Annotated in this window: 22 protein-coding genes; 8 read left to right on the top strand and 14 right to left on the bottom strand. The window is 65.6% G+C overall.

Annotated features, from left to right (window positions below; genetic code table 11):
- Positions 1-4: 4 nt before the first annotated feature.
- Positions 5-1,237 (bottom strand): efflux RND transporter periplasmic adaptor subunit, encoded by a 1,233-nt coding sequence (locus tag PAN31108_RS05760; protein ID WP_150667944.1) that lies wholly within the window; start codon positions 1,235-1,237, stop codon positions 5-7.
- Positions 1,238-1,727: 490 nt separating this feature from the next.
- Here PAN31108_RS05760 and PAN31108_RS05755 point away from each other — a divergent pair, with 490 nt between their 5' ends.
- The 4 genes from PAN31108_RS05755 to modC all read left to right on the top strand — a co-directional run bounded on the left by PAN31108_RS05755 (position 1,728) and on the right by modC (position 5,418).
- A complete protein-coding gene (locus PAN31108_RS05755; protein WP_150667943.1) occupies positions 1,728-2,396 on the top strand; it encodes a TetR family transcriptional regulator in 669 nt (222 codons plus the stop codon).
- 333 nt (positions 2,397-2,729) lie between these two features.
- Positions 2,730-3,563: a molybdate ABC transporter substrate-binding protein gene (gene modA, locus PAN31108_RS05750; RefSeq protein WP_246183802.1), complete on the top strand. Its 834-nt coding sequence runs from the start codon at positions 2,730-2,732 to the stop codon at positions 3,561-3,563.
- 60 nt (positions 3,564-3,623) lie between these two features.
- Complete coding sequence (gene modB / locus PAN31108_RS05745) at positions 3,624-4,322, top strand: molybdate ABC transporter permease subunit (protein WP_150667942.1); 699 nt, start codon at positions 3,624-3,626, stop codon at positions 4,320-4,322.
- Positions 4,312-5,418, top strand: coding sequence for a molybdenum ABC transporter ATP-binding protein (gene modC, locus PAN31108_RS05740; RefSeq protein ID WP_150667941.1), 1,107 nt, complete (start codon positions 4,312-4,314; stop codon positions 5,416-5,418). The genes modB and modC overlap by 11 nt, the downstream gene beginning before the upstream one ends.
- Before the next feature lie 162 nt (positions 5,419-5,580).
- Here the strand turns inward: modC and PAN31108_RS05735 are convergent, their stop codons facing one another.
- From PAN31108_RS05735 to PAN31108_RS05715, 5 genes are all read right to left on the bottom strand, one after another.
- Complete coding sequence (locus PAN31108_RS05735) at positions 5,581-5,883, bottom strand: pentapeptide MXKDX repeat protein (RefSeq protein ID WP_150667940.1); 303 nt, start codon at positions 5,881-5,883, stop codon at positions 5,581-5,583.
- Between the two features lie 106 nt (positions 5,884-5,989).
- Positions 5,990-6,808: a molybdopterin-dependent oxidoreductase gene (locus tag PAN31108_RS05730; RefSeq protein WP_150667939.1), complete on the bottom strand. Its 819-nt coding sequence runs from the start codon at positions 6,806-6,808 to the stop codon at positions 5,990-5,992.
- Positions 6,809-6,880: 72 nt separating this feature from the next.
- Positions 6,881-7,516, bottom strand: a complete 636-nt coding sequence (locus PAN31108_RS05725; protein ID WP_246183801.1) for a cytochrome b/b6 domain-containing protein — start codon at positions 7,514-7,516, stop codon at positions 6,881-6,883.
- Positions 7,517-7,709: 193 nt separating this feature from the next.
- Positions 7,710-8,291, bottom strand: a complete 582-nt coding sequence (locus tag PAN31108_RS05720) for a winged helix-turn-helix domain-containing protein (protein ID WP_150667937.1) — start codon at positions 8,289-8,291, stop codon at positions 7,710-7,712.
- Entirely contained in the window at positions 8,281-8,925 is a 645-nt protein-coding gene (locus PAN31108_RS05715; RefSeq protein WP_150667936.1) for an SRPBCC family protein, read from the bottom strand. The genes PAN31108_RS05720 and PAN31108_RS05715 overlap by 11 nt, the downstream gene beginning before the upstream one ends.
- Before the next feature lie 365 nt (positions 8,926-9,290).
- Here PAN31108_RS05715 and PAN31108_RS05710 point away from each other — a divergent pair, with 365 nt between their 5' ends.
- Positions 9,291-10,313 (top strand): XdhC family protein, encoded by a 1,023-nt coding sequence (locus tag PAN31108_RS05710; RefSeq protein ID WP_150667935.1) that lies wholly within the window; start codon positions 9,291-9,293, stop codon positions 10,311-10,313.
- 184 nt (positions 10,314-10,497) lie between these two features.
- Here the strand turns inward: PAN31108_RS05710 and PAN31108_RS05705 are convergent, their stop codons facing one another.
- Both PAN31108_RS05705 and PAN31108_RS05700 read right to left on the bottom strand, forming a co-directional pair.
- A complete protein-coding gene (locus tag PAN31108_RS05705; RefSeq protein WP_150667934.1) occupies positions 10,498-10,947 on the bottom strand; it encodes a carboxypeptidase regulatory-like domain-containing protein in 450 nt (149 codons plus the stop codon).
- Between the two features lie 101 nt (positions 10,948-11,048).
- The gene (locus PAN31108_RS05700) at positions 11,049-12,581 is read right to left on the bottom strand and encodes a DegQ family serine endoprotease (RefSeq protein WP_150667933.1); all 1,533 of its coding nucleotides are present in this window, start codon (positions 12,579-12,581) and stop codon (positions 11,049-11,051) included.
- A gap of 321 nt (positions 12,582-12,902) precedes the next feature.
- On the opposite strand from PAN31108_RS05700, the gene PAN31108_RS05695 reads away from it, so the two are divergent.
- Entirely contained in the window at positions 12,903-13,397 is a 495-nt protein-coding gene (locus PAN31108_RS05695) for a hypothetical protein (RefSeq protein ID WP_150667932.1), read from the top strand.
- A 125-nt stretch (positions 13,398-13,522) separates the two neighbouring features.
- Here the strand turns inward: PAN31108_RS05695 and PAN31108_RS05690 are convergent, their stop codons facing one another.
- Positions 13,523-14,920: an ATP-binding protein gene (locus PAN31108_RS05690; RefSeq protein WP_150667931.1), complete on the bottom strand. Its 1,398-nt coding sequence runs from the start codon at positions 14,918-14,920 to the stop codon at positions 13,523-13,525.
- Positions 14,920-15,600 (bottom strand): response regulator, encoded by a 681-nt coding sequence (locus PAN31108_RS05685; RefSeq protein ID WP_150667930.1) that lies wholly within the window; start codon positions 15,598-15,600, stop codon positions 14,920-14,922. Before PAN31108_RS05685 ends, PAN31108_RS05690 begins: the two co-directional genes overlap by 1 nt.
- Positions 15,601-16,021: 421 nt before the next feature.
- On the opposite strand from PAN31108_RS05685, the gene dacB reads away from it, so the two are divergent.
- Together dacB and PAN31108_RS05675 are read left to right on the top strand one after the other, a co-directional pair.
- Positions 16,022-17,683: a D-alanyl-D-alanine carboxypeptidase/D-alanyl-D-alanine endopeptidase gene (gene dacB, locus PAN31108_RS05680; RefSeq protein WP_150667929.1), complete on the top strand. Its 1,662-nt coding sequence runs from the start codon at positions 16,022-16,024 to the stop codon at positions 17,681-17,683.
- A 194-nt stretch (positions 17,684-17,877) separates the two neighbouring features.
- Positions 17,878-18,825, top strand: a complete 948-nt coding sequence (locus PAN31108_RS05675; protein WP_246183800.1) for a sterol desaturase family protein — start codon at positions 17,878-17,880, stop codon at positions 18,823-18,825.
- A 69-nt stretch (positions 18,826-18,894) separates the two neighbouring features.
- On the opposite strand, the gene PAN31108_RS05670 is transcribed toward PAN31108_RS05675, so the two are convergent.
- The 4 genes from PAN31108_RS05670 to PAN31108_RS05655 are packed head-to-tail and all read right to left on the bottom strand — an operon-like array spanning position 18,895 to position 22,645.
- A complete protein-coding gene (locus PAN31108_RS05670; protein WP_370819581.1) occupies positions 18,895-19,992 on the bottom strand; it encodes an L-threonylcarbamoyladenylate synthase in 1,098 nt (365 codons plus the stop codon).
- Between the two features lie 4 nt (positions 19,993-19,996).
- Complete coding sequence (locus PAN31108_RS05665; RefSeq protein ID WP_150667928.1) at positions 19,997-21,190, bottom strand: 5-(carboxyamino)imidazole ribonucleotide synthase; 1,194 nt, start codon at positions 21,188-21,190, stop codon at positions 19,997-19,999.
- A 41-nt stretch (positions 21,191-21,231) separates the two neighbouring features.
- The gene (purE, locus tag PAN31108_RS05660; RefSeq protein WP_150667927.1) at positions 21,232-21,738 is read right to left on the bottom strand and encodes a 5-(carboxyamino)imidazole ribonucleotide mutase; all 507 of its coding nucleotides are present in this window, start codon (positions 21,736-21,738) and stop codon (positions 21,232-21,234) included.
- Positions 21,739-21,754: 16 nt separating this feature from the next.
- A complete protein-coding gene (locus PAN31108_RS05655; RefSeq protein ID WP_150668209.1) occupies positions 21,755-22,645 on the bottom strand; it encodes a phosphoribosylaminoimidazolesuccinocarboxamide synthase in 891 nt (296 codons plus the stop codon).
- Positions 22,646-22,670 lie beyond the last annotated feature (25 nt).

The following is a 22,670-nucleotide window of genomic DNA, read 5'->3' as shown; positions in this document are numbered from 1 at the left end:
CGCGTTATTGGGCTTTGGCGCCAGAGGCGGCGTCGGCCTGCGCTGCGCTCGCGGCGGCCGGTGCGCTTGCACCTGCCGGCGCCTGCGCCTGAGCACCCGGCAACTGCGCCGGCACTGCCTTCGCGGGCGCGCCCGGGCGAACCTTCTGAAGACCGGACACGATCACCTGATCGCCCGCCGCCAGGCCCGAACTCACCAGCCACTTGTCGCCGACCGCGCGGTCGGTCACGAGCTGACGCTGTTCGACCTTGCCTTCCTTGTTCACGATGAGCGCCGTGGGCTGACCCTTCTGGTCACGCGTCACGCCTTGTTGCGGCACCAGCAGACCGCCTTCCTTCACGCCTTCCTGAAGCCTGGCGTGCACGAACATGCCGGGCAGCAACTCGCGGTTCGGGTTCGGGAAGATGGAGCGCACGGTCACCGAGCCGGTCGTCTGGTCGACAGTGATGTCCGAGAACTGGAGCTTGCCTTCGAGCGGGTACGCGGTGCCGTCTTCGAGCGTCAGTTCGACCTTGGCGGCATTCTTGCCCGCGCTTTGCAGCTTGCCGTCGGCCAGTGCACGGCGCAGACGCAGGCCGTCGGCGGCCGATTGCGTCACGTCCACATACATCGGATCGATCTGCTGCACGGTCGTCATGAGCGTGGCGGCGCCGGCCTGCACGTAAGCGCCTTCGGTCACTTGCGACAGACCTGTGCGGCCCGAGATCGGGGCCGGCACGTCGGTGTAGCCGAGGTTGATCCTCGCCGTATCGACGGCGGCCTTGCCGGCCTGCACGTCGGCGTCGGCTTGCAGCGCCGAGGCCACGGCGTTGTCGTAATCCTGCTTCGACACGGCTTCGACGGCGACGAGTTGCTTGTAGCGATCGGCGAGCAGCTTGGTCGAGGCCTGATTCGCCACGGCCTTCGCGAGCGTTGCCTTGGCGTTCTCGTAGGCGGCCTGATATGTTGCCGGATCGATTTTGTACAGACGCTGGCCTGCCTTGACGTCACCGCCTTCGGTGAAATCGCGCTTGAGCACGATACCGTCGACACGCGCACGCACGTCGGCAACGCGATAGGGCGCGGTACGGCCGGGCAGGTCGGTCGTCAGCGTGACGCTCTGGGGTTGCAGTGTCACGACGCCGACTTCCGGCACCATGCCCTGCGGCTGCTGCGGCTTCTTGCCGCACGCGGCCAGGGTCAATACCGCGAGTGCGACGGCAGTGACCATCCCCAGTGAACTTCTCTTGACGTGCATATACGCCCCCGATAAATGGAATGCGGTCAAACAAAATGACGAATACGTTGCGACGATTGCGACGGCGAAGGCCGGTCCGCAATCCCGTCGCACAAAGGCGGGCGGCGAATGCCAAAAGGCCCGGGTGAGCGGGCCATCGGAGACAGGCCCGTCAGGCGGGCCAACAAGACATCCCCGGGCGCGGCGTTCGCCGCGCACGCTGGCACTCGTGTGAGATCGTCGAACAGGCTCCGGGACATCAGGCGACCTTGACCGGCGCACTTAACATCGATTCAGGCGGCGCGCCTTTTCCAAATCGCTCGCCCCGGTCAGAGAGTTTTCCCTTAGAGGAGGCAGCTTAAATGGTCCCTGTGCAATAGAGCAAGCGGCTGCTATTATAGATACATTCATGAATGTATGTAAATCACATTGCGTCGCACCATCGTGCGGTGCGGTTTACATGACATTTCACACATTCCGGCGTCTCCCGCGCCAACCCTGTGACACGACGATGGCCCGCAGAACGAAAGAAGAAGCGATCGAGACCCGCAATCTGCTGCTGGATACCGCCGAGACGGTGTTCGCACAGAAAGGCGTGTCGCGCACGTCGCTCGCCGACATCGCCGAAGCCGCCGGCCTCACGCGCGGCGCCATTTACTGGCACTTCAAGAACAAGATCGATCTCTTCAACGCCATGACGGACCGCATCCGTTTGCCGATGGAGCGCATGATCGACGAGGAATGCTCGGAGCCCGAGAGCGGAGACCCGATGCAGCGCATGCATGAGATCTGCAAGCTCGTGCTCAAGGAAACGGCGCGCAACGAGCGCCGCCGCCGCGTGCTCGACATTCTGTTCCACAAATGTGAATACACGAACGAGATGCTTTCGGTGCTGGAGCGTCAGCGCGAAGCCTGTGCCGACGGCAAGCAGCGCATCATGCGTGACATGGAGCGCGCCATCGAACGCGGGCAGTTGCCGGCAACGCTCGACACGCATCGCGCCGCCATCATGCTGCACGCGCTCGTGGTCGGCATGATGTCGGACTGGCTGTTTTTCCCCGATTACGACCTCGGTGTGGAGTGCGACGCCGTGGTCGACGGTTTTTTCGACATGTTGCGCGCCAGCCCCGCCATGCGCCGCCCGGACGGCGAGCCGCCGCCCGGCGCCTCGCCTGCCTGATTGACCAGGGGCCGGCGCCTCCGCTCGCGCAGCGATCTCCCGCCCAAGCGCGCATTGTCCCGATTTCATCGTTTCCCCACGCGGCGTCGCCGCGCCAGAGGTCTTTCGGGTGCCGGGACACGGCATATCCCTATACAGCGTCGCAGCGTTATATATAATCCTACACAACGCGTTGCGCACCCTGCGCAGCCGACGGCCGGGCCTCGCTGCCCGGCCTTTCCATGCGCCGGTTCGCGGCATTGTCAGGGGGATGGCGCGTCGGCATCGTCGTTGCGCTCCCTTCCCGCCGATCGTCGAGCCAGCCTTGCCCATCCCACGCTGGAGACCACTTTCGTGAAAGCTGTTGTCGCAACCACCGTCACCGTCAGCCTGAAGTCCCACGCCACGCAGACGACCGGCACGATGCTGCGCCGCGCCCTGCGCGCCGCCACCGTCGGCGCGAGCCTGCTGTTCGCCGGCCACGCGGTGGCCCAGCAAGTGTTCGCCGCCGCCAGCATGAAAGACGCACTCGACGACCTGTCGGCTACCTACGCCAAGGAGACGGGCAAGAAACCGGTGCTGGTCTACGGCGCAAGTTCCACGCTCGCTCGCCAGATCGAGAAAGGCGCGCCAGCTGACGTCTTCATCTCGGCAGATCAGGACTGGATGGATTACGCACAGAAGCGCGATCTGATCGACAGCAGCACGCGCCGCAATCTGCTCGGCAACGAACTGGTGCTGATCGCGCCGGCCACAACCACCGGCGACGTCGACCTCAAGTCGGGCGCCGACCTCGACGCCAAGCTCGCACAGGTGCCCAACGGCAAACTCGCCATGGGCGACCCGGCGCACGTGCCGGCCGGGCTTTACGGCAAGGCCGCCCTTGAGAAGCTCGGCATCTGGTCGAAGATACAAGGCAAGGTCGCCGCCGCCGACAACGTGCGTAACGCGCTGCTGCTCGTCGCGCGCGGTGAAGCGCCGTACGGCATCGTCTACAAGACGGACGCCAACGCCGAAAAGCGTGTGCGCATCGCCGGCACGTTCCCGGCCGACAGCCATGCGCCGATCGTCTATCCGGTGGCCGTGACGAAGCAGGCCAATCGGGCCGACGCCGATCCGTTCTACAAATTCCTGCAAACGCCGTCGGCGCAGGCCACGTTCCAGCGTTTCGGCTTCAGCCGCCCGTAAGCGGATCATGCCGAGGCTGCGGATGCCGCTGACACAACGCCAACTACGGAAATCACCGTCATGGGCCTGACGCCGGAGGAATGGGGCATCGTCGAACTCAGTCTGCGCGTCGGGTTGTGGGGCACGCTTTGCAGCCTGCCCTTTGCCTATGCCGCCGCCTGGCTGCTCGCGCGCCGAAGCTTTCCCGGCAAGGCGCTACTCGATGCCGTCTTGCATTTACCGCTCGTGCTGCCGCCGGTCGTGGTGGGCTTCGCGCTGCTCGTGCTGTTCGGCGCGCAGGGCAGCATCGGCAAACTGCTGCGCGAATGGTTCCACTTCACGTTCGCCTTTCGCTGGACGGGCGCGGCGCTGGCGGCGGGCGTCATGGGTTTCCCGCTGCTCGTACGCGCTATTCGTCAAGCGCTCGAAGCCTCCGACACGAAGCTGGAACAAGCGGCGCAGACGCTCGGCGCAGGTCCCTGGCTCACGTTTCTCACGGTGACGTTGCCGCTCACGGCCACCGGCGTGCTGCACGGTTTCGTGCTGGCGTTCGCCCGTGCGCTCGGGGAATTCGGCGCGACGATCACGTTCGTCTCGAACATTCCGGGGCAGACGCAAACGCTGCCGCTCGCGATCTACACGGCCACCCAGGTCCCGGACGGCGACGCCATGGTCTGGCGCCTATGCGCGATTTCGGTCGTGCTGGCCGTCGCCACGCTCATCTTCTCCGAAGTCATGATCCGCTTCGGCAATCGCAAGGCGCTCGGTTATGACGGTTGAGGTTCGTCTCAGGCATCGCTTCGGCGACTTCACGCTCGACGCCGAGTTCGCTGCCGGCATGGGCGTGACCGCGTTGTTCGGCCCGTCCGGCAGCGGCAAGAGCACGGTGGTCAACGCGGTGTCCGGGCTGCTCGAACCGGATGCCGGACGCATCGTCGTCGGCAACGACGTGCTCTTCGACAGCGCTGCCGGCATCGCATTGCCGACATGGCGCCGACGCATCGGATACGTGTTTCAGGACGCCCGTCTGCTGCCGCATCTGACGGTGCGCCAGAATCTGCTCTTCGGCCGCTGGCTGCGGCGACGCGACGTGGCTGCCGCCGGCAGCGGCGCGATCGCGCTCGAACATGTGGTCGACGTGCTCAATCTTGCGCACTTGCTGAGTCGTCGTCCCGGCGCATTGTCCGGCGGGGAGAAGCAACGTGTGGGCATCGGCCGCGCGTTGTTGTCGTGCCCCCGAATGCTGCTCATGGACGAGCCGCTCGCCTCGCTCGATCACGCGCGCCGCCTGGAAGTGCTCGACTACCTGAACCGCATCCGTCACGAATTGAAGCTGCCGGTGCTGTATGTCACGCATTCGCTGGACGAAGTGATGCGGCTGGCCGATCAGGTCGTGCTGTTCAAAGACGGACGCACTATCTCGCAGGGGGCGCCTGCGGACGTGCTCAACGTGCATCGCGACGCGTTCGATGGCACGGCCGAATCGCCGGGCACGGTGCTGGAGACGCGCATTGTCGCGCACGACACGCATTACGGCCTGACCGAGCTGGCGGTGAGCGGCAACGAGGACATTCGGCTGCGGGTGCCGCGCGCGGGCGGCCAGGTCGGCGACGCGTGCCGCATCCTCGTGCGAGAGCGCGATGTCGCCGTGGCGACGTTCGCGCCGGTCGACACCAGTGTGCTCAATGTGCTGCGCGCACGGGTGGCCACGCTGCGCGATCTGGGTGACGCGGTGGAAGTCAGCACCACGCTGGTGGGCGATGGCGCGCAAACCGCCCTGCGTGCCCGCATCACCCGCTTCTCCGCCGACCAGTTACAACTCGCGCCGGGACGCGACGTGTACCTGCTCGTCAAATCCGTCGCGCTCACCCGATGATGCCCGACCGATGCCCGACCGATGCCCGAATGGTGCCGGAATGACGCAAGGAACGACGATGCGCACAAGCCGCCGTCGCGGTCGATAACAAAACACAAGGCGCCGCAACGGAATCCCGCTGCGACGCCTTGTCACGACCGCACTACCTCGCGACCGAAGCGCTTACTTGCTCATTGCGTCGCCCTTGGACATCGCGCCGCCCTTGCTCATGGCGTCGCCCTTCGACATCGCGTCGTGCTTGCCCATGGCGTCGCCCTTCGACATCGCGTCGTGCTTGCCCATGGCGTCGCCCTTGGACATCGCGCCGCCCTTGCCCATGGCGTCGCCCTTCGACATCGCGTCGTGCTTGCCCATGGCGTCTCCCTTCGACATGGCGTCTGCCTTACCCATTGCATCCTGCGCAAATGCTGCGCCCGTGCCGAGTGCCATCGCCATTGCCATCACTGCCAGATATCGCGTCTTCATTGCTGTTACTCCAAGAGTGAGAAATTTCCAGTGAGACGTTCCTGTCCGTCTCCTAAATCGTGCAGTCTTGCGCCCCGGGGATCGGCTCACCGCCCCGGCGCTCGCCTCAACTGCCACCGAACCAGTTGTAGCCCTGGTCCTCCCAGTACCCGCCCGAGTACGTGTTGGTCACGTAGATCGCTTGGATATGTTTGGGATTCTTGTAGCCGAGCTTCGTGGGAATGCGCAGCTTCATCGGGAAGCCGTACTCCCTCGGCAGCGTCTGGCCGTCATACGTGAGCGCGAGCAGCGTCTGTGGATGCAGCGCCGTGGGCATGTCGATGCTCGTGTAGTAGTCGTCCGCACATTTGAAGCCGACGTACTTCGCCGTGGTATCCGCGCCGATGCGACGCAGGAAGTCCGAGAACGTCACCCCGCCCCAGCGGCCAATGGCGCTCCACCCTTCCACGCACACGTGACGCGTGATCTGCTCAGTCGCACGCGGCGACGCGAAGTCGCGCAACGATTCGAGACGCCACGGCGCTTTGTCCGCGATCAGGCCCGACAGTTCCAACCGATAATCGTCCTCTTCGACGACCGGCGCTTCGTCGATCGTGTAGAACGCATTGAACGGGAACGGACGCGTGATCGCCGACGCCGGGAACGTCGGGGCCAACACGTCCTTGCGGAACAGCGCGGCCTGCACACGATCGTTCCAGCGCGAAATCCTGGTCAGCGCAGACTCCACGCTGGCGTTGTTGTCGAGCGAACAGCCCGAGAGCAGGGCCACCCCGCCGAGCGACAACGTGCGCGTGAGAAATGCCCGGCGCGAGGGCTCGGCCACGCGACGTGTCATGATCGCGCGGGCTTCGTGAAGGATCGCTTCGCCGTCGCGAATGACCGGCGCGTCGGGCGTGAGGATCCGGGACTTACGTTCGAGGCTCATGGCAGTGCCGTCCTTTACCTTGTTCGATGGCTCGTGGCCGATGTCTGTGGTCGATGCGTCGTGTCGACGCGCTCAGCGTCCGGTGATCATGGTGCGCAGCGTTCGGGGCACCAGCGCCACCATCGCCACATGAACCACGATGAACCCGACCAGCCCCGCCATCGCGAGGAAATGCACCAGACGCGCCCCCTGAAAGCCGCCGAACAGCGTGCAAAGCCAGCCGAGCTGCACCGGCTTCCAGATCGCCAGACCCGACGCGACGAGCAGCACGAGGTCGAGCACCGCGAAGAGGTAGGCGGCGCGCTGCACCTGGTTGTAATGACGCGGATCGTCATGCGCCAGACGACCCCGCAGCGCAGCAAACAGGTCTCGCACCACGCCGCGCGGCGAAAAGGGGAAAAACCGGCGCGAGAAGCGTCCGCTGGCGGCATTCGTCAGCAGGTAGATCAGGCCGTTGGCAACGAGCAGCCACATCGCGGCGAAGTGCCATTGCAGCGCACCGCCGAGCCAGCCGCCCAGGGTAATGTCGTTCGGAAATCGGAACGCGAAGATCGGCGAGGCGTTATAGATGCGCCAGCCGCTCATGGTCATCACGATCACCGCCAGCACATTGAGCCAGTGGGTAATACGCAGCCACCCCGGCTGGACCGGTGCACTACGCACGGGAGGCTGTGCCGCGGGGGGCACTGACTTCGTCAAAGTGGACATCGGGATCTCCATCGCAGGGGTTGCTTTCGATGGAGTTAGTGTCGCGCCTGGCCAGTGACGAAGTCCTCACGAAAAATTAACGTTTTCGTGAGGAACGGGATTCAGGGGGAATAACGGGCGGGAAATAGGGTTACCGGCAGGAGGGGACGGGCACGACCGGGGGGAGGGGGTAGGGGGGGCAGGCCCGGCCGGCTTACTCGTCGTCCGGATCGACGGCTTTGCCGGCTTTAAGGTAAGCGTCGAAGGTCGGCACGTGGGCGTCGAGCAGCGCGCGGATTTCCTTGATGAGCGTGTCGTAGTGCGCCACGAGATTCTGCGCGAACGGCGTCAGTTGCGCCCCGCCGCCCGACACCCCGCCGATATGCCGCGTGACGAGCGGTTCGCGGAACTCGTGGTTCATTGCCTCGACCAGCAGCCACGCCCGGCGGTAAGACATATTCATGCAACGCGCCGCCGCCGAGATCGACCCGGTCGCATCGATGGCGCGCAGCAGCGTCAGACGCCCGGGGCCAAACACCGGTGTCTCCCCGTCGCGAATTCGCACACGCACATCGTATCCGGCGACGCCGACGGTCGCTGGCGCCGCTTCCGCCGCTTCCGACGCTTCCACAGCCCCCGCCGCATCCTGCAATGCGGCCGGCGCGAGCGCCCCGCGGGTAAGCGAGTCGTTTGCGTCCTGGCCCCGTATCGCAACGGCCCCCGCCTCGCCGGTCGTATCCGGAGGCGCCGCGTCAGCCGTGGCCGCGCGCTTCGCGTGACGTCGCTCAGCCGGCATGGTTGCCCCACATGACGATGAAGATCAACACGATCAGCGCCACCGCCCAGGGCCACCAGCGCGTCATCCCGGCGCGCGTCGATGGCATATCGCGCATGGTGCCGTCCGCGGCGAGTGCGGTGGCCGCTTCGCCATCGGCGGTATCAGCGGTATCAGCGGTGCTGGCGGGCACGGGGTCGTTCAGTTTGTGATGCGGCGCGATCGCCGCCGTCAGACGACGAAAGAACTCGTCGGCGAGCTTGCCGGCGGCGCCGTCCACCTGAGGCGTATCGAGCCCGGCGAACTCGCCGCCGAACTGCGCCTTCAGGTCGTATGTGAGCAATGTGTTCATCGGTCCTTGCGGCTGCAACGTGACCACGGCCCGACCGCGCGTGAGTCCGGCGGACGAGCCCAGCCCGTCGAAATGCAATGTGTATGAGGTCGGGGCGACGACATCGGTGAGCCGGATGCGCCCGGTCCAGCGCCCGCCCACGGGACCGAGCGTCGCGGCCACGACAATGGTCCACGTGGTGTCGTCGATCCGCTCGATGGACTCGCATCCCGGGATGCAGCCCTGTAAAACGCCCGGATCGCCCAGCGCGATCCACGCGATGTCTCTCGCGACCGGCAACTGCCGGCTGTTTCGAAGTTCCATTGCCCCTCTCCTTGGTATCCGTTGTGTACGGACGCTCGTCCCGCCTTCAGCGTTGTACGGAGTTGTCGTGGCGTTGTCTCGAACATCGAACTATTGTGACACGAGTTACCGCCCGCCGAATCACAGCGCCATCCCGATACGCCGCGACACCCTGCGCTGCCCCCTCCACACGGCCGCCGGGCGCGCGTGTGCGCGACGCCGACACCGCCATATTCGTCGTGGCAACCGGAATATCCCCTGAAATACAGCGCCAGCCAAGGCGCGATATACTGCCGCATCACATTGAGCGGCGCCCCATCGGAATTCCAGCCCCCTACCCGGCCCACTGACGGCCGTCGCTCGCATATTGGCGAAGGAAGCGTGCTATGGATAGTGTCGATCTGGAAGTGCTGAAGTCCGCCGTACAGTGGACCCGCGCAGGCTTTTTCGTCACGCTGGGCACCGTTGTGCGCACCTGGGGTTCAGCCCCGCGCCCCGTGGGCTCGATGCTCGCGATCCGCGAAGACGGCCACATGGTCGGCTCCGTGTCGGGCGGTTGCGTGGAGGACGACCTGATCCTCCGAATCCGCGACGGCGACTGGCCGCAGGATCGTCCTCAGATCACCAGCTATGGCGTGACGGCGGAGGAAGCGCATCGCTTCGGCCTGCCTTGCGGCGGCACGCTGCAACTGGTGCTGGAACCCGTGCGGGAGACCTCGCGCATCGCCGAGTTGCTCGATACGATCGGGAAATTCCGTCTCGTCGTGCGCGAACTGGACATGAAGACCGGCGCGGTGCGCATGGCGCCGGGGCATCACACGCCGTCGGTCGAATTCGACGGCGAGCGTCTCATCACCTCGCATGGCCCCCGCCGCCGGCTCGTGATCATCGGCGCGGGACAACTCTCGAAGTACGTGGCAAGCATGGCTTGCGCGCTCGACTATCACGTGATCGTCTGCGATCCGCGCACCGAGTATGCGGACGAATGGCAAGTGCCCGGCACCGAACTCTCGCGCGAAATGCCGGACGATCTCATCGTGCGTTTGCAACTCGATTCGCACAGCGCCGTGCTCACGCTCACGCACGACCCCAAGCTCGACGACATGGCGTTGCTCGAAGCGCTCAAATCGCCGGCGTTCTACATCGGCGCCATCGGCTCGCGTGTGAATAATGCGCGACGTCGCGAGCGTCTGTCCCTGTTCGATCTGAGCACGGCGGAGATCGAGCGTCTGCATGGCCCCGTCGGCTTGCATCTCGGCGCACGCACGCCGGCCGAAATCGCGGTGGCGATTCTCGCGGAGATGACGGCCATCAAGAACGGCATCGCCGTCACGCAGACGTTCGGCATGCGTCGCGGTGACGACGCCCAGCGCGACGACACCGCCGCCGAGTGCCCTGGGCTCGTCTGAACACCCCACCGCGGGAGCGGGGCGCAGGCGCGCGTCGAAAAAAAAACGCCGCCATGACGAACATGGCGGCGCAACTCGCTCACTCGTTGCAGAGTGGTACTGCTCGGTACTGCTCGGTACTACTCGATACTGCCTGGGTTACCTCGTCATCCGTGGAACCTCGCGTGCCCGACCGATCGGCACATCAGTCGTGCGGCCACAGAAAGGTTGCAACGGCGTGGCCCTTGGCGGCGACCTTCACGTCCTTCGTCATGGGCTTGCCGTTGTAAGTCGCCTTCACGGTGTAGTTGCCCTCGGGCAGCTTCACCAGCATGAACGGGCCTTTCGAACGCGTATCGAGCACCGTCGTGCCGCCGCGCAAAATCTGCACCTGCGCATCGGCGATGTATTCGTTCGCACCGTCGCCGCGCGCGGCCATCTCGATGGACAGCGGCCAGTGCGGCGCCTCACGCTTGAAGGCTCCCGATTCGTCGCTGTCGATCCCGCCGGAGACATACGTCACATTGCCCTGCTGCATCGACGGGGGTAGCGCGCCGCCTTGCGCATGCGCGACGGCGATGCCGCCCAGACTGCCCGTCAGTGCCGCTGCGGCGGCCACTGCCACCGACCAGCGTTGCCATTTGTTCTGCCACATAATCAACCTCCCATTGCACGACTTCACGATGCCGGAGCGTCCCGAGGTGCGTCCTCGGGACTCAGGAAGCGCATGGCATCCCTTGGCGGTCTTCGCGGCGATTAGCCGAGATCGACCGGGATGAAAATCTGTTGCCCGTCGCGCTGTACGAGCAACGCGACATTATTGCCCGCCTTCTTGAGCCGATCGCTCAGTTGCGCAGCACTGCTGACCGGGGTGCCGTTGAGCGACAGAATGATGTCGCCCGCCTCCACACCGGCCTGCGCCGCCGGACCGCCGGCGCGTGCGACGAGCAGACCGTTCGTGACCTGCGCGGCGCGCTTCTCTTGCGGCGACAACTCACGTACGGCCAACCCCAGACGACCGTGCGTGGCCGAATCGTCGGTATTGGTGGCATCCTTCTTCTCGTTGAGCGCGGCGACCCTCACGCTCACATCCTGCTTCGCGCCGTTACGCCAGATCGTGAGCGTCGCGGTCTGCCCCGGACGCATATCCGCGATCTTCTCCGGCAACTGCACCGAATCGTCGATCGTCGCGCCGTTGACCGCGAGAATCACGTCGCCCGGCTTGAGATCGGACTTCGCCGCCGGGCCGTTTCTGTCGATCGACGACACCAGCGCGCCCGTCGGCTTGGGCAGACCGAACGACTTCGCGAGCGACTGATTCACTTCCTGAATCGCCACGCCGATGCGTCCGCGACTCACCTTGCCGTACTGCTGAAGCTGCGTCTTGACCTTCATGGCCATGTCGATCGGAATGGCGAACGACAAGCCCTGGAACCCACCGGTACGCGAGTAGATCATCGAGTTGATACCGATGACCTCGCCGTTCAGATTGAACAGCGGTCCGCCCGAGTTGCCCGGGTTGACCGGCACGTCCGTCTGAATGAACGGCGTGTAATTTTCGTCGGGCAAGGCACGCGCCTTTGCCGAGACGATACCCGCCGTCACCGTATTGTCGAAGCCGTAAGGCGAACCGATGGCAACGACCCACTCACCCGCCTTCGACTTCGACGGATCGCCGATCTTCACCGTCGGCAAGTCCGTGGCCGCAATCTTGAGCAACGCGACGTCGCTCGCCTTGTCGCTCCCCACGACCTTCGCCTTGAACTCGCGCTTGTCGGTGAGCTTCACCGTCACCTGACTTGCGTCGTCGACGACGTGCGCATTGGTGAGGATGTAACCGTCCGCACTCACGATGAAGCCCGAACCGAGGCTGCGCGTCGGCCCATCGCTGTCGTCGCCGTCGCCGCTGTCACCGCCGTCGTTACCCGGCGCGCCATAGAAATGACGGAAGAACTGGAACAGCGGGTCGTTCGGATCCATGCCCGGCGGCAGCTGATTCGCCGCCGAACCCCGTTGCGCCGTAGGTTTCCCATCGTGCGTCACACTGATGTTGACTACGGCCGGTCCGTATTGTTCCGCCAGTTGCGAGAAGTCGGGCACGAGCATGCGCGGCGCGGTGTTCGGCGCGTTTTGCACGTTGGCGGCCGAAGTTGCCGCCGCGCTGGCGTCGCTGACCATCTCCGAGGCGAGCGGCGTCCGCCAATGTTGGCGTCCCGCGACGTAACCGCCCGTCAACGCGACGAGCACGGCACTGGCAACCAGCGTACGAGTGAGCTTCGAGGTCCGCATGAGTCTCTCCTTACCGACAACCACGTTTGAACATGACTGCCATCGTAGAGACGCTCCCTTAAGAGAACCTTAAGGACAATCGGAAAGACAACCGGAAAAACAACCGGAGAGACAACCACGAGAGAACGGCGTCGAAAGACCGTGGATGCAAGACACCGCGTCCGACCTGCGGGCTGGCGGGAGAAAAAACGGGAGCGACATTGCCCGAGCGTCGACGCCATAACGTCACCCATCGAAACCAAAATCGACGTTCCTTGCACGCTATGCGTGAAGGCAGCATGCGTTTGAAGGCGCAACTCGCGTGGTTCAGCTTGCGAAAGCGTGCCACCGCTGCCTACGGTGGCGAAGTGGCGCAATTCCGCGTCGCACGTCTTTCGTCTACAGGAGAATCACGATGCCTATGCAATCCGATCGCAACTTCCTCCGGACGACTGGATGGGCGCCGCCGGCGTCGCCTTGTGCCTGACGTTTGCCGTGTCGGCCCACGCCGCGTCCGGCAACGGCAATGGGACGGGCACGCAAGGGCCGGCCGATTCAACGTCGAATTCAACATCCAATTCCATGCCGATGCAGGGTCATTCGGGCCAGATGCCGGGGTCGATGCAGAGCCAGAGCGGCCATTGCTCGAAGGATTCGCCGTCCGATCAGGCCATTGTCGGCAAGTCGCTCTCGGAAGCGAAGTCGATGCTGCAAGGATGCCCGTGGCGCATCGGCATGCAAGACGGCAAGGCCATGCCGACCACGCGCGATCATCGTCCGGATCGCCGCACGCTCACCATCGAGCACGACAAGGTCACGGACGTGACTCGCGGGTAACACACCGGTAAATCACGGCAACACGCTGAGCCACGCGGACGTGCGCAGCGCCGTACGCCGTGAGCGCGGTGTCGGGAGACGGCCCACCCGCGCCGCGCGATATCTCGCCCGCCACGCCACTACCGTCAAAGCGCGGGCGGCACCGACGCCGCATCGCCAAAGCTCACGCGCACGCGCAGTCCCGAGCCGTTGCGTGCGTCGAACAACTCCACGCGCGCGCCATGCGCCTGCGCAATGTTGCGTACGATGGCCAGCCCCAGACCGCTGCCTTGAACGCGTGGCGCAGCGCTGTCCGGCGCGTCGTGCGTCGATGCGCCGGACGCCGGCGAAGCGTCGACCGACGCCGCACCGCCCCGAAAGAACCGATCGAACACGCGCTCTCGCTCGGCTGGCGCAATCCCCGGCCCGGTGTCTTCGATTTCGACCACCGGCGACGGCATCGCCGATACCAGCCGCACGTCCACATGTCCACCGCGTGGCGTGTATTTCAGCGCGTTGTCGACGAGATTGCCGAAGAGCGTCTGCAACGCATTCGCATCGCCGCGTACGCGACTGATCGCCGCGAGCGCATCGGGCGCCTCCAGTCCCAGATCGATGCCGCGTGCGACGGCCAGCGCCGCGTGGTGCGCCACCACATCCTGCAACAGCGGCACGAGCGGCATCTCGACGAACGCCGTTGCGGCTCGTGCGGCGTCCGGCTCCTGACGCGCCAGCGTGAGCAACTGCGCCACCATATGCGACGCGCGCCGCACGCCATCGCGCAAATCGCGCATGGCCTCGGCGCGCGCCGCGTCCGTCTGTGCGCGTTCGAGCAACTGCACCTGAAGTTGCAGCGCGGCGAGCGGTGTGCGCAACTCGTGCGCTGCGTCGGCCACAAAGGCTTTTTGCTGCACGAGCGCTTCGTCGAGTCTGCCGAGCAGGCTGTTGAGCGCGCGAACCAACGGACGCACTTCATCCGGCAATCCCGCCTCGGGAAACGCTTCCAGCGCCCCCGGCGCACGGGCGTCGAGCGCCTTCGTCACGCGACGCAACGGGCGCAGGCCGCGCCCCACCACGATCCACACCAGCAGCCCCAGCAGCGGCATGGCGACCACCAGCGGCAACAAGGTGCGCAATGCCATCGAGACGGCCAGCGAATCGCGGATGACCATCGGTTGCGCGAGTTGCACGACGTTATCGCCCACGAGTGCGGCGTAGACGCGCCAGTCGCCCGCCGGCGTTTGCACCGTCGTGAAACCGAGTTCGGCGCGCGGCGGCAACGGGGTGCGCGGATGCGAGTAATACAACTCCACGCCGTTGCGGCTCCAGATCTGAATGACGAGCCCTTCCGTATCGTTGTGCTCGCCCTGCACGCTCGAAAACGACTCGGCGGGCAGCGACAACGCCATCTGCTGCAACTGGAAGTCGAACAACTCGTTGGCCTCGGTGCGTGCCTGACGGAAGATGGCGATGCCCGCGAGCACCAGCGCGATCGCCAGCGTAATGAGCAATCCGACGAGAAGACGACGGCGAATCGAGCGCATCAGTTCGCCTCCGATGCCACGCCGGGCGCGGGCATCATGTACCCGACGCCGCGCACGGTCCGGATGGCCTCCGCGCCCAACTTCTTGCGCAGCCCGTGAATGTGGACTTCCACCGCGTTGCTCGCCACCTCCTCGCCCCAACCGTAAATGCGCTCTTCGAGTTGCGACTTCGACAATACCGCGCCCGGACGATTGAGCAACGCTTCGAGCACCGCGTATTCGCGTGCGGAGAGCACAACGGGCGTGCCGTCGCAGGTCACTTGACGCGTGGCAGGATCGAGCACGATTCCCCCATGGCGCAGCAACGGTTCGCTGCGCCCGGCCTGACGCCGCACCAGCGCCCGCAGACGCGCCGCCAGTTCATCGAAATCGAAAGGTTTGACAAGGTAATCGTCGGCCCCCGCATCGAGGCCCTTGACGCGATCCGCGACGGCGTCGCGCGCCGTGGCGATCAGCACCGGCAGCGTCTGGCCACGTGCGCGCAAGGTGCGCAGCACGTCGATGCCGTCGCGTCGCGGCAGACCGAGATCGAGCAGCAAGGCGTCGTAAGATTCGATGGACAATGCGTCGAGCGCGCGCTGCCCGTCGCCCACGTGGTCAACGGTCCAGCCGTCCTGGCGCAGCCCCTTCGAGACCGCGGCAGCGATCATCGCATCGTCTTCCACCAACAAAATTCGCATGGTTCAGGCACCGTTTTGGACGTCATCGGGAACGGGATTCAGGAAACGCTTCGGGACCGGTCCGGTACGCAGTCAGCTACGTGATTTGGGACCGTGTCCGGGCCTCGCGGCTCACGTCGCCTCAAGCCCATGCAACGTTGCATGATGTTGCCTTCGAGTGACATTTGCCAAAATTCGACTCATTGTAGCCACAGTTCGTTGCACGGCGGCTTTACAATGGCACGCACGCGCCGCGCGCTCAGACGCACTCGCGGCCTACTTTTACGCTTAACTGCGTTGCCGCGTGCGCATCGCCCCACCTGGTGTCGACATGCCGTCGGGCATCGGCGCAGGTCGCTCCGATCGCTCGGATTGTCTCTCTGGGTCGCCCGAAGATCGTCCGACAGCACGCCGCACGCAACGCTGGAGAACCTCGCCCGTCATGCGCGTCCCTCGCTTGCCCAGACTCCCCTCGCACCCCCCTCGCTTCGCTCGCGCCACATCCCCCAAGGTCTTTAGTGCCTCCGCCAGACTCACGCCCGGCGCGCCGCGTCTGCACGGCAACCTTCGCCACATCGCGCGCGCCTGCTGCGCCGCGTTGGCGTTGACGATGATGGCGGGCGCGCCTGCGCTGGCCAAGCCGACCAAGCCCGCCAAATCGACGAAGCTCGTGAAGGCGAAAGCCCCCCGGGTGCCGGTTACGCCGGCGCACGCCACACCGCTGCCCGCCCCGCTGGCGCGTGCCCTCGCGGCAAGTCAAGTCCCGGCGTCTCACGTCAGCGTGATCGTCGCCAGGGTCGACAATCCGCTGCAAACGCGCGGTGCGATTCCGGCGCCGATGCTCGCCCTCAATCCGAACGTGCCGCGCAATCCCGCCTCGACGATGAAACTCGTCACGACGATTGCCGCTCTCGACACGCTCGGCCCGGACTACCGCTGGCGCACGCAGGCGTACACCGACGGGCAACTGGACGGTCGAACGCTCAACGGCAATCTCTATTTCAAAGGCACCGGCGACCCGAAGCTCGTGCCCGAGGAGATGGAGAAGTTCATCGCCGAACTGCACAACGCGGGCGTGACGAACATCAACGGCGACATCGTGCTCGACCGCTCGGCCTACAGCTCGGATATCGGCGCACAGGGTCCTATCGACGGCGACACCGACCGTCCGTACAACGTCTCGCCGGACCCGCTGCTTTACTCGTTCAAGGCGATGTCGTTCAACTTCACGGGCAATCCGAACGGCACGGTGGACGTCAACGTGTTGCCGCCGCTGGCCAATCTGCAAGTCTCGAACGAAATGTCGTCCACGGCCGCAGGCAATTGCGGCGACTGGCTCACCCGCATCCATCCCAGCCTGAGCACGACGCCCGACGGCGCCTACGTCGCGCGGTTCTCCGGGACATATCCCGCGTCGTGCGAAGACAAGGGGTGGAACATCGCCGCCCCCGATCGCGACCGCTTTTTCCTTGGCGGCTTCCGGGCGCTATGGCAGGCCTCGGGCGGGCAGTTCAACGGCAATGTGCGCACCGGCGTCGTGCCGCCGGGAGCGCGTCTGCTCGTCACGCATCGCGGCCAGACGCTGGCCGAAGTCGTGCACGACATGAACAAGTTCAGCAACAACGTGATGGCGCGCCAGTTGTTCCTCACGCTGGGACTCGCCGCCGACGGGAAAACGCCCGCGAGCATCGCGCGCTCGCGTGAGGTGCTCAACCGCTGGCTCGACAAGAACGATCTGGCCGCACCGAGCCTAGTGGTGGAGAACGGCTCGGGGCTCTCGCGCATCGAGCGCATCAGCGCGGCGGAATTGGGGCGTGTGCTGCAACACGGCATCAACAGCCCGACCGGACAAGTCCTCGTCGAATCGATGCCGACCGTCGGGGTCGACGGCACCATGCGCAATCGCCTGACGAATCACAGCGTGGCGGGCAACGCTCACATCAAGACAGGCACGCTCGACGATGTCGGTGCGGTGGCGGGCTACGTCGCCGCGCGCTCAGGCAGCGTCTACGTGGTGGTCTCGCTGGTCAACGACCCACGCGCGAGCAACGCACGGGCGTTCAACGATGCGCTGATCTCCTGGGTGTTCGACAACGCACCGTGACCGCGAACGCGTTGTGACGGAGGGGAACGACGCGAGCCGCGTATTTGACGTTTCCTTCTAACCGCAACGCCGACACGCCTCATTCGCGTCAGAATAGACGTTCCACCGGTGTCACCCGCGCCAGACCGCCCCTTGGCGCCACGAGATGCGGGGACACCGGTTCAGATGACCCAATCGTGAGGAGACGCGAGGTCATGAACGTCGAGTTGATTCTGCTGGCGCTCGCGCCGGTATTCGTGCTGTGTATCGGCATCGAAGCCTGGTACTGGCGGGGTCGCCGTCCCGGCCTTTACAGCCTCAAGGACACGCTCAGCAACGCCACGCTCGCGCTCATGCACCAGGGCGCCGACAAACTGGCCTGGCTGCTCGTCGTGCCATTTTACGCATGGCTCTACGAGCATCACCGCCTCTACACGATGCCTGCGGGATGGCTCGGTCTCCTGCTCCTGTTCATCGTGCAGGACTTCCTTTACTACGTGTTTCATCGCGCCAGTCATCGCATTCGGTGGCTGTGGGCGGCGCACGTCGTGCATCACTCGTCCGAGCGTCTGAACCTGTCGACGGCGTTCCGGCAAAGTCTGATGTATCCCGTCGCGGGAATGTGGCTGTTCTGGACACCGATGGCACTCATCGGCTTCACCCCCGCGCAGATCGTCGGCGTGGTGCTGCTCAATCTCGCGTTCCAGTTCTTCGTGCACACGCAGGCGATTCCGAAACTCGGCTGGCTGGAGTACGTGCTCAACACGCCATCGATCCATCGAGCCCATCACGCGCGCAATCCCCGTTACATAGACAGGAACTATGCCGGGGTGCTCGTCATTTGGGATCGTCTGTTCGGCTCGTACGTCGAGGAGAGCGACACCGAACCGTGCGAGTACGGCATCGTCGATCCGATCCACACGCACAATCCGATCACGCTGACGTTTCACGAATGGCGAGCGATGGCGCGCGACGCCGTGACCCTGCCCGGCTGGCGTAACAAGTGGATGGCGTTGTTCGGGCCGCCGGAATGGCGGTATGCATGGCAGGCGGCGGCAAGCCGGTCGATGGAAACTGAAACTGAAACGGAAACGGGATCGGTGGGAACGGCAACGGCTGGCGGGGATGCGCACGGCATGGGTCGCACGCAGAAGCCCCTCTGACGCTCGACGCCGTGCCGCGTCACGCCCCGCGTCATGTGCGGGGCGCGGGCGTTCAGTGCATTGCCGTCTTCAGGTGCGCTCGAAGGCAGCCGCCGCGCGCCCGAGGCGGTCGCCCACTGCCGCCCACGCGGGCGTGTCGGGCAGACGCTCGAACAGGATGTGCGTGACGTTGGCGCGATCGAGACGTCGCAACATCGCGTACAAATCGGTCGCAAGCGCGGCAGGTGTCGCGGGCAGCACGACTGTCACGATGTCGTCCGATGCCGAGATGTCTGACGATAACGTGGACAACGGCGGGCACGACAGCGCTGACGACAGCGCAGCCAGCGTCGGCGCGAATGCCACTACGGCCACACGCTCGCCCGCCGGATGGACGGCCAGCGCCGCCGCGAATTGCCCGGCATCGCACAGATACAGCGGCGTGCGCGGCGCGTAATGCGCCTTGAGCGTGCCGGACGCACGCGGCGCGTCGCTATCCTGCCCCGGCAAGCGCGGCATCTCCCCCAGCACCTCGGCGATCTGCGCAGGCGTAATGTGTCCCGGACGCAGCAACGCCGGGAACCCGCGCGAAAGATCCACGATCGTCGACTCGATGCCGACAGCCGCCTCGCCGCCATCCAGCACGTGAACGGTCACGCCCGGCAAACCGGCAAACTCGTCTCGCACGTGTTGCGCAGCGGTCGGACTTACCTGACCGAAACGGTTGGCCGATGGCGCGGCCACGCCCCCCTGCCCCCCCTTGATACGCTCGAACTCACGCAGCAACGCCTGCGCCACCGGGTGAGACGGACAACGCAGCCCCACGGAACCCTGACCGCCGGAGACAGCGTCGGGGATGTGCGGCGCACGCTTGAGAATAAGGGTGAGCGGGCCAGGCCAGAAGGCGTCCATCAGCTTGCGCGCAGCAGGCGTGACGTCGTCGCTCCAGTAACCGGGGTCGCCGTCCGGCGAGAAATGCACGATGACCGGATGATTCGCCGGACGCCCTTTCGCCGCGTAGATCGCCGCCACGGCGGCCGGGTTTTCGGCGTCGCCGCCCAGACCGTAGACCGTCTCCGTCGGGAATGCGACCAACTCGCCCGCCGCCAGTTGCGCGGCGGCTTGCGCGATGGCCTCCGCCGGCGGCATGACGATGCGCGGAACGTCGGGCGGGGTGGACGTTGCCATCGGATCAGTCTTCCAGAGCAATGGCAAGGCTCGCGGCCGCCGTCACACACGCATTGCGCGCTTCGTCGAGCGACGCACCCGCGAACGTGATGTGGCCCATCTTGCGGCCCACGCGTGCGTCTTCCTTGCCGTACAGATGCAGACGTGCGGAGGGCAGCGCCGCCACATCGGCCCATGCGGGCGTTCGCGGCTGGTCCTTCGCCGGACCGTCGAACCAGACATCGCCGAGCACGTTGAGCATGACCGCCGGCGAATGCTGGCGCGTCTCGCCGAGCGGCAGACCGGCCATGGCGCGCACCTGCTGCTCGAACTGGCTCGATGCGCAGGCGTCGATCGTGTAGTGACCGCTGTTGTGCGGACGCGGCGCCATTTCGTTCGCCACAAGCGAACCGTCCTTCAGAATGAAAAACTCCACGCACAGCACGCCCACGTAATCCATTTGCGCCGCGATCGCGGCGGCGGCAGCGCGCGCGGCGTCCGCCAGTCCCGGTGCGGCATCGGGTGCGGGCACCGTCGTGGTGGCGAGAATGCCGTCGATATGCACGTTCTGCGCAAGCGGATAGGTCGCAACCGCGCCATCCGCCCCGCGCGCGCTGAGCACCGACACTTCGAACGCCAGCGCCAGACGCTTCTCCAGCACGCACGGCACGCCGCCGAGCGCGGCGTAGGCGTCGCGGGCCTCGGTGGGCGTATTCACGCGCACCTGCCCTTTACCGTCGTAACCGAGACGCGCCGTCTTCAGAATCCCCGGCAGCACGCTCTCGATGGCCGCATCGCCAATGGCGGCGAGCGCGTCGTTCGACTCGATGACCAGATGCGGGGCCACCGGCACACCGCAGCTCTCGATGAAACGCTTCTCCGCCACGCGGTCCTGCGCGATGGCGACACAACGGCCCGCCGGACTCACGGTCGTGGTTTGCGCGAGGAAGTCGAGCGACTGCGCCGGGACATTCTCGAATTCGGTCGAGATGGCCGGACACAGGGCGGCGAGTTCGGAGAGCGCCGTCTCGTCACGGTAATCGGCAACGATCAGACGGTCGGCGACGGCGCCGGCCGGACAGCGCGGGTCCGGATCCAGCACACAGACCTTGTAACCCATCGACTGGGCGGCAAAACAGAACATGCGGCCGAGTTGGCCGCCGCCCAGCATGCCCAGCCATTGGCCGGGAAGGACAGGCGCAGCGGAGGCAGAATTCATCTTCGGTCGGAAGCAGACGGTAGCGGGGACGTTCTTTTCTATTACAGCGCGGGCAGCGTCATGCCGCGCGCCGCTTCGGTCTGCTTCGCACGGAACGCTTCGAGCTTGTCGGCAAGCGTCTTGTCGTCGGCAGCCAGCATCGAGACGGCGAACAGGGCCGCGTTCGCCGCCCCCGCTTCACCGATGGCGAAGGTCGCGACCGGCACGCCCTTGGGCATCTGCACGATGGAGAGCAGCGAGTCTTCGCCACGCAGGTATTTGCTCGGCACCGGCACCCCCAGCACCGGCACGGTCGTCTTGGCGGCGATCATGCCCGGCAGATGCGCGGCGCCGCCGGCGCCGGCGATGATGGCGACCAGCCCGCGCTCGCGCGCGGCTTCGGCGTAGCGGAACATGTCGTCCGGCATGCGGTGCGCGGAGACGACCTGCGCCTCATACGGCACCCCGAACTCGGCCAGAATGGCGGCCGCGTGCTTCATCACTTCCCAGTCCGAGTTGGACCCCATTACCACGCCAACGCGCGGGGCCACGGCTTGTTTCTCGCTCATGTCGTCAATGCCCCGCTCAGGCCAGTTGCTGGCCGGTCAGGCGCTCGAGCGCCTCGCGGTACTTGGCAGCCGTCTTTTCGACGACCTCGGCCGGCAGTGCCGGCGCGGGCGGCGTCTTGCCCCACGGCTGGGTTTCGAGCCAGTCGCGCACGAACTGCTTGTCGAACGACGGCGGGTTGCTGCCGACCGCGTACGAATCGGCCGGCCAGAAGCGCGACGAGTCGGCGGTCAGCGCTTCGTCCATCAGGTGCAGGCGGCCGTCGTCGTCCAGACCGAATTCGAACTTCGTGTCGGCAATGATGATGCCGCGCGTGGCGGCGTAGGCGGCGGCTTCCTTGTACAGACGGATCGAGATGTCGCGGATCTGCTCGGCCAGTTCGCGGCCGACGCGGCTCACCATGTCGTCGAAGCTGATGTTCTCGTCGTGCTCGCCCAGTTCGGCCTTGGCCGCCGGGGTGAAGATCGGCTCGGGCAGTTGCTGCGCGTTTTGCAGACCGGCCGGCAGTGTCACACCGCACACGGCGCCCGTCGCCTGATAGTCCTTCCAGCCGCTGCCGGCCAGATAACCGCGCACCACGGCTTCGACGAGGATCGGCTTCAGACGCTTCACGACGACCGCGCGGCCGGCCACCTGTGCGACTTCGTCCGCCGAGACGACCGTCTCCGGCGCCACGCCCGTGAGGTGATTCGGCACGACGTGGGCGAGCTTGTCGAACCAGAAGTTGGCCATCTGGTTGAGCACGCGGCCCTTGCCCGGAATCGGCTCGCCCATGATCACGTCGAACGCCGAGAGGCGGTCCGTCGTCACGATGAGCAGCTTGTCGTCGCCGACGGCGTAGTTATCGCGCACTTTGCCGCGCGAGAGCAGCGGCAGGCTCTTGAGGGAGGATTCGTACAGGGCGTTCAGAGCGGGGGTAGTCACGGCGGGACCC

Source organism: Pandoraea anhela, from assembly GCF_902459655.1.
GTDB classification, from domain to species: Bacteria; Pseudomonadota; Gammaproteobacteria; order Burkholderiales; family Burkholderiaceae; genus Pandoraea; species Pandoraea anhela.
The sequence above is the reverse complement of the archived record's forward strand: the minus strand, read 5'-3'. Positions and strand labels throughout refer to the sequence as shown.